The organism is Reyranella sp., assembly GCF_004297405.1.
Classification (GTDB): Bacteria; Pseudomonadota; Alphaproteobacteria; order Reyranellales; family Reyranellaceae; genus Reyranella.
This window is the reverse complement of the sequence record NZ_SCVC01000011.1, coordinates 22,362-35,036: the sequence shown is the minus strand read 5'-3', so window position 1 is coordinate 35,036 and position 12,675 is coordinate 22,362. Positions and strand designations below refer to the sequence as shown.

The 12,675-nt window shown below is 65.3% G+C and carries 12 protein-coding genes; 5 read left to right on the top strand and 7 right to left on the bottom strand.

Annotated features, from left to right (window positions below):
* Positions 1-2: 2 nt before the first annotated feature.
* Entirely contained in the window at positions 3-1,028 is a 1,026-nt protein-coding gene (locus EPO50_RS08030; RefSeq protein ID WP_296342755.1) for an alpha/beta hydrolase, read from the bottom strand.
* A 134-nt stretch (positions 1,029-1,162) separates the two neighbouring features.
* Between EPO50_RS08030 and EPO50_RS08025 the strand changes: the two genes are divergently transcribed.
* Positions 1,163-1,975 (top strand): enoyl-CoA hydratase-related protein, encoded by an 813-nt coding sequence (locus EPO50_RS08025; RefSeq protein WP_296342754.1) that lies wholly within the window; start codon positions 1,163-1,165, stop codon positions 1,973-1,975.
* A 7-nt stretch (positions 1,976-1,982) separates the two neighbouring features.
* Here EPO50_RS08025 and EPO50_RS08020 read toward each other — a convergent pair whose 3' ends face one another.
* Genes EPO50_RS08020 through EPO50_RS08005 form a run of 4 tightly spaced genes read right to left on the bottom strand, consistent with a single transcriptional unit; the run spans position 1,983 to position 4,813 of the window.
* Positions 1,983-2,972, bottom strand: coding sequence for an NADP-dependent oxidoreductase (locus EPO50_RS08020; RefSeq protein WP_296342753.1), 990 nt, complete (start codon positions 2,970-2,972; stop codon positions 1,983-1,985).
* A 19-nt stretch (positions 2,973-2,991) separates the two neighbouring features.
* Positions 2,992-3,789: a crotonase/enoyl-CoA hydratase family protein gene (locus EPO50_RS08015; protein ID WP_296342752.1), complete on the bottom strand. Its 798-nt coding sequence runs from the start codon at positions 3,787-3,789 to the stop codon at positions 2,992-2,994.
* Entirely contained in the window at positions 3,786-4,001 is a 216-nt protein-coding gene (locus tag EPO50_RS08010; RefSeq protein ID WP_296342751.1) for a hypothetical protein, read from the bottom strand. Before EPO50_RS08010 ends, EPO50_RS08015 begins: the two co-directional genes overlap by 4 nt.
* The gene (locus EPO50_RS08005) at positions 3,998-4,813 is read right to left on the bottom strand and encodes a TSUP family transporter (protein WP_296342750.1); all 816 of its coding nucleotides are present in this window, start codon (positions 4,811-4,813) and stop codon (positions 3,998-4,000) included. The genes EPO50_RS08010 and EPO50_RS08005 overlap by 4 nt, the downstream gene beginning before the upstream one ends.
* Between EPO50_RS08005 and EPO50_RS08000 the strand changes: the two genes are divergently transcribed.
* From EPO50_RS08000 to EPO50_RS07985, 4 genes are all read left to right on the top strand, one after another.
* A complete protein-coding gene (locus tag EPO50_RS08000) occupies positions 4,812-6,242 on the top strand; it encodes an amidase (protein ID WP_296342749.1) in 1,431 nt (476 codons plus the stop codon). The two genes, EPO50_RS08005 and EPO50_RS08000, sit on opposite strands and share 2 nt — an antisense overlap.
* 98 nt (positions 6,243-6,340) lie before the next feature.
* The gene (locus tag EPO50_RS07995) at positions 6,341-7,306 is read left to right on the top strand and encodes a tripartite tricarboxylate transporter substrate binding protein (RefSeq protein WP_296342748.1); all 966 of its coding nucleotides are present in this window, start codon (positions 6,341-6,343) and stop codon (positions 7,304-7,306) included.
* Between the two features lie 9 nt (positions 7,307-7,315).
* Entirely contained in the window at positions 7,316-7,675 is a 360-nt protein-coding gene (locus EPO50_RS07990) for a DMT family protein (RefSeq protein WP_296342747.1), read from the top strand.
* A 91-nt stretch (positions 7,676-7,766) separates the two neighbouring features.
* Positions 7,767-9,506, top strand: coding sequence for a glycosyltransferase family 39 protein (locus EPO50_RS07985; RefSeq protein ID WP_296342746.1), 1,740 nt, complete (start codon positions 7,767-7,769; stop codon positions 9,504-9,506).
* Here EPO50_RS07985 and EPO50_RS07980 read toward each other — a convergent pair.
* Positions 9,503-10,786 carry a PepSY domain-containing protein gene (locus EPO50_RS07980; RefSeq protein ID WP_296342745.1) on the bottom strand — a complete coding sequence of 428 codons (1,284 nt, stop codon included), beginning with the start codon at positions 10,784-10,786 and terminating at the stop codon, positions 9,503-9,505. The genes EPO50_RS07985 and EPO50_RS07980 overlap by 4 nt on opposite strands.
* 4 nt (positions 10,787-10,790) lie before the next feature.
* Positions 10,791-12,674, bottom strand: coding sequence for a ferrous iron transport protein B (gene feoB, locus EPO50_RS07975; protein ID WP_296342744.1), 1,884 nt, complete (start codon positions 12,672-12,674; stop codon positions 10,791-10,793).
* Between the last annotated feature and the right edge of the window lies 1 nt (position 12,675).

Genomic DNA, 12,675 nt, shown 5'->3' with positions numbered 1-12,675 from the left:
GGTCAACTCTTCCAGTAATCCGGCAGCTTCGCTGCCAGCCATTTGGCGAGAGCCGCGTTCACCTCGACCGGCTTCTCCTGCGCCATCCAGTGGCCGGACTGCACCACGACCTCGGTGAGATCGGCGCAATCGCGCCGCATCGGATCGGCGAGCTTGGACTGCATGGTCTCGCAGGTCGTGTCGTAAGCGCCGTGCAGGAAGAGAACCGGCATCGACAGCTTGCCGCCGTTCTTCGCTCTTTTCGCATAAGCGCCGTTGGCCTTGTGGTTCATGTACCAGGAGTCCGGCCCGAAGAAGCCGTTGCGCGTGAGCGCCGCGGTATAGGCATCCATGTCCTGTTCGGTCAGCACATCCGCATCACGCGGCACATCGGGGCACGCGCCACCGCCGAACCAGCCGCCAGCCACACGCACCATCGAGGTCGGCGCCGGCTTGCCGACGCGGGTGGGATCGCCCTTGCGGAACAGCGCCTTCACGACATTGCCTACGTTGGCCTCGAAGCCCTTGCAGGCCTTGCCGAAGCTCTCTTCGTAGAAGAACTGATAGTCCCACTGCCCGGCCGGGAACTTCTCCGCCGGATAAAGTGTGCGATCGATCAGCGGCACCATCGCGTCCAGGGTGAAGCCCTCGGCGAGATAGGGCACACAAAGGCTCGCGACGCCGACAGTCTTGTCGGGGTGATGCGCCGCCAGGTTCCATACGACCGGGCTGCCCCAGTCGTGACCGATCCACACCGCCTTCTCACAGCCGAGCGACGCCAGCAGCTCCAGCATGTCGGCCACGATCTCTTCCTGCGCGAAGTCCTCGTGCCGCGAGTAGGTGTCGGAGCGGCCATAGCCGCGCATATCCGGCGCGATGCAGCGGAAACCCAAGGCCGCGAAGGCCGGAAGCTGATGCCGCCACGACAGCGATAGCTCCGGCCAACCATGGACGAAGATCAGCAGCGGCGCATCCTTGCGGCCGCAGGCGAGATAGCCCGTCGTGTGACGGGCGGTCTTGAGAGTGTGTTCGGTTACCGGAAATGTCATGGCGCAACTCTGCTGCGAAGCCGCGGAGCCGGCAACCAGTTCCGCCTGCCAATCACCTCGCTACGGCTGCCAATGGCCAAGCCGTCTTGACGGTGTATTCGATGATCGGGAATGTCGCGGAAAGAGAGGATCCCATGGAAATCGATACCGGCACGACCGAACTCCTGTGCAGCGTGCGCGACGGCGTGGCATTGATCACCCTCAATCGCCCCGAAGCGCGCAATGCGATGTCTGACAAGCTGACGCCAGCGCTGCGCACGCAGATCAAGGAACGTGGCGACGACCCCAATGTCGGGGCTCTGTTGATCACCGGCGCCGGCACGGCGTTCTGCAGCGGCGGCGACGTAAAGGGCATGGGTGGCCGCGGCCCGCGCGGACAGATGAGCTACGAGGAACGCCTCGCCGACCTGCGCTGGCGTCAGGCCCACCTCACTGGTGCGCTGGTTGCCGTGCGCAAGCCGACGATTGCCGCCCTTCCAGGTGCGGCCGCCGGTGCGGGTCTCGCCATCGCCCTCGCCTGCGATATCCGCATCGCCGCCAAGTCGGCGTTCGTCAGCACTGGCTACGCCAAGATCGGTCTGTCCGGTGACTACGGCATTTCCTGGCTGCTCACCCGGACCATCGGCTCCTCGCGGGCGCGCGAACTGATGTTCACCGCCGAGCGCGTCGACGCCGAGCGTTGCGAGCGCATCGGGCTGGTGAACCGCATCGTCGACGATGCCAAGCTGCAGGACGAAGCCTTCGCCTTCGCCAAGTCTCTGGCCGAAGGGCCGGGTGTTGCCATGCGCAGCATGAAGGACAATCTCGACGACGCGCTGCACATCGACTACCCGACCGCGCTCCATCGCGAGGCCGAGCGCCTCGTTTCGGCTTCCCGCACCGCCGATCACAAGGAAGCGGTGCAGGCGTTCGTCGAAAAGCGCAAGCCGGTGTTCAAAGGCAAGTGACGCGTCGCTAGACGCGCACCGCCATCTTGCCCTTGTTGCGGCCTTCGAACAGGCCGATCAGCGCCTCGGGCGCTTTCTCGAGGCCGTCGACGACATCGACGACGGCCTTGATCTTGCCGTCGGCAACCCAGCGGGCAAGTCGCGTCTCGGCTTCGGCGCGCTGATCGTAGAAGTCCATCACGATGAAGCCTTCCATCCGCAGCCGCTTGGTCACGACCAGCCCCGGCACGGCCATGGGCCCCGGTCCCGGCTTCTCGACATCGTATTGCGAGACGTTCCCACAGCAGGCGATGCGACCGCGCAGGTTCATCAGCGACAGCGCCGCGTCGAGCACCGGTCCACCGGTATTGTCGAAATAGACATCGATGCCGTCGGGACAGGACGCCGCCAGCGCGCGACGCACGCCGCCCGCCTTGTAGTCGAGCGCGGCATCGAAGCCGAGGTCACGCACGATCCAGTCGCACTTGTCCTGGCCGCCCGCCGTCCCGACGACTCGGCAGCCCACGAGCTTGGCGATCTGGCCCACCATCGTGCCGACGGCACCCGCCGCGGCTGAGACCAGCACCGTGTCACCGGGCTTGGGCCGGCCGACCTCGAGCAGGCCGAAATAGGCCGTGAGGCCGGTGACGCTGAGCGGCCCGATCAGCATCTCCAGCGGCGCCTTGACCGTGCGCTTGGTCAGTCGACGCGCCGGCCGCACGGCGTAATCCTGCCAGCCCCAGTCGCCTTCGACGATATCGCCCTTGCTGAACTCACGCGCGTTGGACTCGACGACCTCACCGATGGTGAAGCCGTTCATCACCTGCCCCGGCTCCAGCGCGTCGCGATAGGTCTTGCCCATCATCCAGGCGCGGTTGGCGGGATCGAGCGACAGCATGCGCGTACGCACCAACACCTCGCCCGAGCGCGGGCTGGGGATGGCCGTCTCGGTCCACTGAAACGTGTCCTTGCCGATCTTGCCGGCCGGTTGCTTGGCGTAGAGCCACTGGCGATTCATGGATTATTCCTCCCGGGCGTCAGTCCTTGTAGTTCGCAGCACGCTTCTGAAGGTTGGACATGATGGCCTCGACCTGGTTGGGCGAGCCGATCAGCTTCTGCTGCTCGACCGACTCCATCATCAGGCCCGCCGCGGCATCGATGGCAACCGCTGCATTCAACAGGCGCTTGTTGGCCCGGATCGCGTCGGGACTCTTGGAGGCGATCTCCTTTGCCGTCTCCAGCGCTGCCGCCCGCGGATCGTCCACGACGCGCGTCACGAAGCCCATCTGCTGCGCCTCGACACCGTTGAAGATGCGGCCCGTGTAGGTGAGCTCACGCACCACGTCCTCGCGCGCGAGATGGCGCATGAGCTGCGTGCCGGCGAGATCGGGCACCAGGCCCCACTTGATTTCCATCACGGAGAACCGCGCATCCGGCGTGGCGTAGCGAATGTCCGGGCCCAGCGCGATCTGGAAGCCGCCACCGAACGCCACGCCATGCACGGCCGCGATCACCGGTACCGGCAGATCGCGCCACAGCCAGGCACACTGTTGCGGCCGATTGGCGATGCCATGGGTGCGCTTGGCGAGGTCGCGCACGCCCGGCACGCCGTCTTGCTTCATCGCGGCGAAGCTCCCCATGTCGAGACCAGCGCAGAAGGCCTTGCCCTCGCCCGACAGCACGACACAGCGAAGGCCTTCCATGGTCGCCAGCTTGGTACCGGCCTCGATGATGCCTTCGAACATCGCGTTATCCAGCGCGTTCATCTTGTCGGCGCGGATCAGGCGGACGTCGGCGACGCCATCCTTCAGGTCGATCGAGACGCGGTCTTTCATTTTTCGTTCTCCGATTTGAGCCATTCGCGCAGACGGCGCTTCACTTCTTCAGGTTCAAGTCGCTTGGGCGGCGCGAGACTGCCGTCCCCTTGCTTGGGCCACATCAACACGGCGATGCCGCGCTGCACGTCGGCATAGCTGCAATCGTCGGGCAGCCGGTCGAGCAACGCCCGCACCTCTGCCTTCACATCGACTTTCTTCTCTTCGCTCATCGCGTCGCCATCAGCCAGACTCCCTGCGCCACGTAAACCGCACCGAGCCCCAGGATGACGCGGCGGGTCCAATGATAGAACTGCCGGTCCGACATGCGATCGAGAAAACTGCGCGACAGGGTCGTGCCCAGAATGGCGAAGCAGGCGGCATAGCCCATTACCATCCATTGCTCGGGGTCGCGACCGGCGGGCCCTTCGATCACCATGGCAAAATAGGTGACTTTGGTGAGATGGCCCAGCACCTGCGCCGCGGCCTTGGTGGCGACATTGACCTGCCGCGACATGCCCGTGCGGACGTAGAAGATATCGAGCAGCGGACCGGTCACGCCCGACACGAGCTGGATGGCCCCGCCGATCACGCCCGCCAGGAAGGCCTGGCCGCCCCGCTCGATATTGGGGGCGATGCGCTGCGGCACGGCCAAGGCAATGAACGGCATCAGGCCGACCGCCATCAGCACCAGCGCCTTGTCGGGCACGAAATCGAAGAAAGAAAAGACGATCAGTGACGCTCCGGCACCGGCGCCGAACTGCAGGACGACACTCCACTTCACATGATGGCGCCACAACCACGCGCGCCAGCTGTTGGCCGCGATCTGGATGACACCGTGGAACACCATGGCGACCGGCACCGGCAGGAACAGCAGCAGGAAGCCGATCAACAGCATCCCGCCCGCCATGCCGAAGATCCCGGAAATGAACGAGGTCACGACGGCCACGACCGCCAGAGCGGCCAGCACGGGAAGCGTAAACATCGCCGTGCGGCGTAGCGCACGTGGCAGAAGGTGTCGAGGACCGGATAAGGTGCGCGCCATGTCCGACACCGATCTCCTGTTCACGCCGGCCGCAAAGGCCACCGCCCTCATCCGCGATCGCAAACTTTCGCCCGTCGAATATGTCGACGTCCTCTTGAAAGCGATTGACCGCGCCCAACCAAAGCTCAACTGCTTTCGCGTGGTGATGGCCGAGGAGGCGCGACGCGACGCCAAGAAGGCCGAGGAAGCCGTCACGCGTGGCGAAAAGCTCGGACCGCTGCACGGCATTCCGGTGAGCATCAAGGACTTGGTCGACGTCAAAGGCGTGCCCACCCGCCACGGCTCCGCGATCTTCGAAGATAACGTCGCCCAGGCCGACGACGTGCTGGTGCAGCGCCTGCGCGCCGCCGGCGCCATCGTGGTCGGCAAGGCCACGACGCCGGAGTTCGGCGTGAAGGGCCTGACCGACGGCCCCTCTTTCGGCATCACGCGCAACCCCTGGAACCTCGACCGCACGTCGGGTGGTTCCAGTGGTGGTGGCGCGGCGGCCGTTGCCGCGGGCCTCGGCCCGATCTCGCTCGGCACCGACGGTGCAGGCTCGATCCGCGGCCCCGCCTCGTGCAGCGGCCTCGTGGGATTGAAGCCGACACTCGGCGCCGTGCCAGCCGACACCACACGCGATGCTTTCGGCAACAATGTCTTTGCCGGGCCGCTCTCGCGCACGATCACCGATGCCGCGATCATGCATTCCGTGCTGGTTGGCCCCAGCGACAAGGACCCCTGGTCGCTCTCCGGCCCGTCGCAACAGCCGCTGTCGCCCAAGCTCGCCGGCCGCGATCTCTCGGGTGTGCGTATCGGCTACATCGAGCTCACGGCCAACCCGCGGATCGCTGCCGACGTGCGGACCAACACGCGTGCCTCGCTCGCGGCCTGGGAGGCGATGGGCGCGGTGGTCGAGGAAGTGACCGAAAAGATCGACTGGATCGAGTACGAGGGCCGCGTCCTCTACCAGGCGAACTTCGCCGTGTTCTGCGCGCAGTATCTGCCCAAGTGGCAGAACCAGATGGACCCTGTGACTTTGGCGTTCATGGATCGCGGTCGCCAGTTTACGCTGGCCGACTTCCGCAATGCCCAGTTCGCGCGCACAGCACTGTTCCGCAAGATCCAGTCGCTGTTGGCGCGCTACGACTTCCTGGTAACGCCGACCAACGCACGCACCGCCCTCGACGTGACGCACGACGCCGCCAACGACGAAGTCATCATCGACGGCGTGAAGTGCGGCATCACCCGGCAGGGTTGGACCTCCTACCAGTACCCGTTCAACCTCACCGGCCATCCCGCGCTGGCGCTGCCCTCGGGCTTCGGCGCCGACGGGCTGCCGACCTCGGTCCAGATCGTCGGCAAGTGGGGCGCGGAGACCGACGTCCTGCGGCTCGGCGCACTCTTCGAAGACGCGCAGCCCTGGGCACAGCACCGGCCGTCGATGTGATCTCCAGCCACTGGTCGGAATAGCCACGACCTCCATCGGTCTTTGCGCCACAGTGAGCCTTCTTCTAGGCTCGGCGCAAAGAAACCGGGAGGAAACTCATGCGTCTGGTCGCAATCGCCTTAGCTTTGTTCGGCCTGGCCGTCGGCTCCATGCCGGCCCACGCCCAAGTCTCCGACAAGCCCATCAAGATCATGGCGCCCTATGCGCCGGGCGGAAACATCGACGTCACGGCGCGCATCATCGCCGATAAGCTGCGCGAAGTGTTGGGTGTCACCGTCCTCGTTGAAAACAAGGCTGGCGCCAGCGGCATGATCGGCAGCGATGTCGTTGCCCGCTCCGCCCCCGACGGCACGACCCTGCTGGTCTCGGCCAATTCCCTGGTCGCCGTTCCGGCGATCTATGGCAACGCGCCTTACGATTGGCGCACTGCCTTCACGCCGATCAGCCATATTCAGCGCGTGCCGGCCGTCCTAGTCGTGACGCCGAATTCGCCGATCAAGACCATGGCGGATTTCATCGCCTTGGGTCGCGACGGCAAGTTTGCCGTCGCTGATTCTGGTGTCGGCACGACCAACCATCTCGCGATCGAACTTATCGGCGAGGCGACCGGCGGCAAGTACACGATCGTGCACTACAAGGGCAGCGGAGCAGCCTCGCTGGACGTGATCGCGGGCCAGGTCACGGCCCAGGTCGACCAGCTCAACGCCGCCATCGGCCATATCAAGGCCGGCAAGTTGCGCGCCATCGCTGTTTCATCCGACAAGCGCGTGCCGCAGCTTCCCGACGTGCCGACCATGAAGGAAAGCGGCGTAAAGGGTCTCGAGAACTTCACCTTCTCGACCTTCACCGGCCTGTTCGGTCCGGCCAAGATGCCGCCCGACGTCGTGGCTAAGCTCAACGATGCGATGGTCAAGGTGCTGAAGGATCCGGCCGTCGTGCAGCGTTTCGCCGAGCTCACGGCCGAAGCCTATCCCACCACGCCGCAGGAAACAGCGACCATGTTCGATGCCGAGGACAAGACTGTCGTCCCTCTGATCAAGAAACTCGGCATCAAAGCGGAGTAACGCAAAGCAATGACCTGGCTCCCCCCTGCCATCGCCCCGATCGTCCTGTTGCTGATCTCCAACGTCTTCATGACGTTTGCCTGGTACGGACATCTGAAGTTCACCGACAGGCCGTTGTGGCTGGTGGTAGTGGCGAGTTGGGGCATTGCCTTCGTCGAGTATTGTTTCGCCGTGCCGGCCAATCGCTGGGGACACGCGGCCTATTCGGCCGCCGAGCTAAAGACCATGCAGGAGGTGATCACGCTCAGCGTGTTCGCCGTCTTCTCGGTGCTCTATCTCGGCGAACGATTCACGCTCAATCACATGGTGGGCTTCGCGCTGATCTGTGCCGGCGCCTTCTTCGTCTTCAAAGGCCCGCTGCCGACGTAAGAGGATGATCGCACCTCCTTCTGCGTAAACCGTTTCGGACAACAACGATGGTGATGATGCGGAGATGATGAGGATCGGGCGACGAACAGAGATGGCGACGCTGGCCGCCATCCTCGTGCTCGCGGCGATCCTGCGGCTGTGGCGGCTCGAAACCAACGGCTTCGGCAACGAGTACTACGCCGCCGGCGTGCGCAGCATGCTGCAGGGGCTGCACCTCTTCTTCTACAACGCCTTCGACCCGGCCGGTCTCGTTTCCCTCGACAAGCCACCGCTCGCCTTTTGGATCCAGACCGTGTCGGCGCGCCTGCTGGGCTACGACGGCTGGGCACTCCATCTACCGCAGGCACTGGCCGGTATCGCCTCGATGGCTCTGCTCTACGCGCTGGTGCGCCGCTTCGGCCGAGCCGCGGCTTTCCTCGCCGCCTTCCTGCTCGCCCTAACGCCTATCGCCGTTGCAACGGACCGATCAAACAACACCGACTCCTGGCTGGTGCTCTTCCTGCTGCTGGCGGCGTGGCTCGCCTTACGTGGCCGCGGCCTCTCCTTCGTCTTCGCCATGGCGACACTTGGCCTGGCCTTCAACGTCAAGATGCTGGCTGCCTTGATCTGTGGCCCCGCTCTCCTGGCCGGCTGGTGGCTCGACGGCACGCTCGACTGGCGACAGCGATTGGGTTGGCTGGCGGCCGGTGCCGCCACTTTCGCCGTCGTCGCCCTGTCGTGGGCCATTGCCTTCGACCTGACGCCAGCGGAGCACCGGCCGGTCGCCGGCAGCAGCAAGAGCAATTCGATGCTCGAGCTGATCGTTCGGCACAACGGACTCGAGCGCTTTGTGCGTACAGCTCCCGAAAGACCTGAGGCAGCACAGCCTCGACGCTTCGTGGCCTACGACGCCGTTCCCGTCGGCCCTCTGCGACTGGCCGAGCCCATGCTCGCAGGCCAGTTCGCCTGGGCTCTGCCACTCGCCGTCCTGGGTGCGATCCTGACATGGCGCCGTCGGCGTGCGGCCGTCGCGCTATGGTCGGTCTGGGCGTTGACCTACGGCATCGTCTACAGCGCTGCCGGCGGTATCTTTCACATCTACTATCTCGTCACCCTGGCGCCGCCGCTTGCCGCCCTTGCCGGCGTCGGCTGCTACGAGCTGTGGCGCCGAGGGCCGCGCTTTCTTGCCCTGGGCCTGGCGGCGACCGCGCTCTGGCAGGCCTATATCACCGGCGGAACGTTGAGCTGGCTCAGCCCCTGGATGGGCTTTCCCGCTGTGGCGCTGCTCGCTGCCGCTGGGACTCTCTTCCGGGGCAAACGGCCGCCGGCCGTCATCGGTGCCATCGCCCTGTCGATCCTCCCAGTCTTCTGGGCGCTCAGCCCGATCTTCGCGCCGGGCAATCTCATCCTGCCCTCGGCCAGCCTGCCGCGCTGGCTTGGCCTGGACGACGGCCGCGGCCCGATCCTGTCACGCACTTATCGAACCCTGACCGACGACCCCAAGCTGATCGCCTTCCTGAAGGAGCGTCGCGGCACGGCGCGCTTTCTCGCCGCCACGCCGACAGCTCTGTTGGCCGCGCCGCTCATCATCCGCACCGGCGAGCCGGTGCTGCCATTCGGCGGTTATCTCGGCAACGATCCGATCATGACCGTCGAGGCGTTTGCTGCGCGCGTACAGCGTGGCGAGGTGCGGTACGTTCTGCTGGGAACGGCGCGACGGCCTGCCGATTTCGAAGCCTGGGTGATTCGCCACGGCACGTTGGTCGACTCCACACTATGGCGTTCCCTGCCACCGGATCCGCGCCGCCTGTTGACGCTCTACGATCTGGCGCCGCAGCCGCGCCCACGCTAGTCGGCTGCCTTGGCCGCAGCCGCCGCCAGGATTGCTTGCTTCGCCTTCTCGCCGGCGCGGCGGTTGCGACGCTTGATCCACCACATCAGGAACCCTGTGACGCCGAAGATCGGGATGATCACACCCGACACGAACACCAGGAACTTGTAGATCCCACCGAGGCCGAGGCCGTAGTGCAGCCCCCGCTGCCAGGCCACGATGGTCTCGCCGGTCGACATGGTCTTGGGATCGAAGACGTCGATCACTGCCTTGCGATAGGGATCGATGATCACCGTGATGACCGGCGCACCTGTCTCATGGCCCGGCCGGACGAAACCGATACGCATCGCCTGATCGGGGCGGATCGACAGGAACGCATTCAGGAAGCGTGCATCGGGCACGCGGGACTTGGCCAGTTCGACCGCCTCGTTGACGCCCATTGCCGGCGTGCCGCGCATCGGCTCGACCCGCGCCTGGAACATCGCCGCACGCATGTCGCGGCCCGGCCAGACGCTGTTCACGACGGCCGAGATCTGCTGCGGGAAGGCGAGATAGACGCCGGTGAAGTTCACCAGCATGAAGATCACGAGAGTCCAGATGCCCACGGCACCGTGAAGCTCGCGGTTGAGGCGCAGCCCCTTGGCCTTGCGACGCACCATGAAGGCCGCCTTCCACTGGCCCGGCCGCGGCCACCAGAGATAGAGACCGGAGCAGCCCAGCAGGAGAAGCGCCACGCCCAGCCAGCCGACCAGTTCACGGCCCAGCCCGCCCGGAATAAGGAGATGGCCATGCAGGTCGTGGAAGAAGCGAACCCAGCCGGTCATCGCCTGCTGCGTCTCAATGATCTGTAGCGATACCGGATCGATCAGGATCTGGAGGCTGCCGGCGAACGGGCTCTGCGTCGGCACACGGCCTTGCGCCTGCGCTCCCTGCTGCTGGCCACCGCCTTGCTGGCCACGGAACTGTGGCCGCTCGTTCGCCATGCCGGGACGCGACAGCCGAACGGCCGCAGGTTCACCGAACTCCGTCGGCCAGCGCACGGCGATCGGGATGCGGCCGGGATCGGTGGTCGCGGCCTTAGCCGCTTCGATCAGCTCGGCCGGCGAGCGCCATTCGCCTACGGTCTTAGCATCGGGCTCGCCCTGCCCCAACAGATGCTCGATATCGTGCGCATAGACCAGCACAGCGCCCGTCACGCCCATCATGACGAGCGGCAGCAGCAGGATGAGCCCGACCCAGAGATGAATCTGTTGCAGCCAATACCGAAACGTGCGGCGTTGCGGTTTCGGAGCGGCGGCCATTGCCCTATCCCGCCCCCAGAGCTCGGGAAACCTGATAGGTCACCAGCGCGGCGACGTAGGCCAGCGCCAGCATGTAGAAGAAGGTGACCCACATCCATTTCCAGCCGCCGGTTTCTCGACGGATGACGGCCAGGGTCGAAGCGCATTGTGGCGCGAATACGTACCAGGCGAGGAATGCGAGGGCGGTGGCAAGGCTCCATTGGCTGCTCAGCGCCTGGCCGATCTGGTCCGCAGCCTCCTCACCGCCGCTGATGGCATAGATAGTACCTAGCGAGCCGACAGCGACCTCACGTGCCGCCATGCCGGGGATCAGCGCAACGTTGATCTGCCAGTTGAAGCCGAGTGGCGCCGTGAGCGGCTGGATCGCCGAGCCGATCATTGCCGCAAAGCTGTAGTCGATGGCCGGGTCGGTCGCGCCTTCCGGTGGCTGCGGAAAGGAAGCGAGCACCCAGATCAGCACCATCATGGACAGGATAATCGTGCCGGCGCGCTTCAGGAAGATCATCGCCCGCGTCCACAGGCCAATGGCGAGGCTTCTCGCCTGCGGCATCTTGTAGTCGGGAAGTTCGAGCATGAACGGCTCGCCCGGCTTGCCCTGCCAGATCAAGCGCTTGATCACGAACGACACGGTGAGTGCGCCGACGATGCCGAGCGTATAGAGCCCGAACATCACCAATCCCTGCAGGCCGACGAAGCCCCAGACCTCGCGGGCGGGAATGAAGGCGCCAATGATCAGCGTATAGACCGGGATGCGCGCCGAGCAGGTCATCAACGGCGCCACCAGGATGGTCGTCAGGCGATCGCGACGATCGTCGATGACGCGCGTCGACATGATGCCGGGAATGGCGCAGGCGAAGGACGAAAGCAACGGGATGAAGGCGCGGCCATGCAGGCCGGCGCCGCCCATGATGCGGTCCATCAGGAACGCCGCGCGCGCCATGTAGCCCAGATCTTCGAGCACGAGGATGAAGAAGAACAGGATGACGATCTGCGGCAGGAAGACGATCACGCTGCCGACGCCGCCGATCAGCCCGTCCTTGAGGAAGCTCTTCACCAAGTCAGGCAGTGGCAAGTGCTCGACGAGGCCACCGAGCCACTGGAAGCCAGCCTCGATCGCATCCATGCCGGGTTCGGCCCAGGCGAACACGGCCTGGAACATCACGAAGAGGATCGCGAGCAGGATGATCAGCCCGGCGACGGGATGCAGAAGAATCTTGTCGACGCGGCTGGTGAGGCTGTCGGGATTACCGGGACCGCGCACCACTGCGGCCAGGATGCGATCGGCCTCGCGCTGGGCGCCACGCAGAGCGCCGGCATCCGGAGCACGCCACTCGGATGTCCCGGCTGCTTGCTGCTTTGAAATCTGACGGTCGATCTCGGCCAGGAGCGCGTCCGTGCCGCTGCGGCGCACCGCGACCGAGCTCACGACGGGCACGCCCAGCTCGCGCGACAGGCGGTCGGCGTCGATCTCGATGCCGCGGCGGCGTGCAATATCCATCATGTTGAGCGACAACATGACGGGACGGCCGACCTGCTTCAGTTCGAGCGCCAGCCGTAACGCCAATCGAAGGTTCGAAGCATCGCCCACGCAGACGATCAGGTCGGGCGTCACGTCCTTCTGCGCGTGGCCCAACACGACGTCGCGCGTGATCTCCTCGTCAGGCGAACGGGCGCGCAACGAATAGGTGCCAGGCAAGTCGACAATGCGCACGGTACGGCCGGCCGGCGTGACGAGCGGCCCGACCTTCTTCTCGACCGTCACGCCGGGATAATTGGCGACCTTCTGGCGACTGCCCGTCAGGGCATTGAACAGCGCCGTCTTGCCACAGTTGGGATTGCCGACCAGAGCGATGACGGGCGACGGAAGCGCAGGCGAAACATCGGACAAG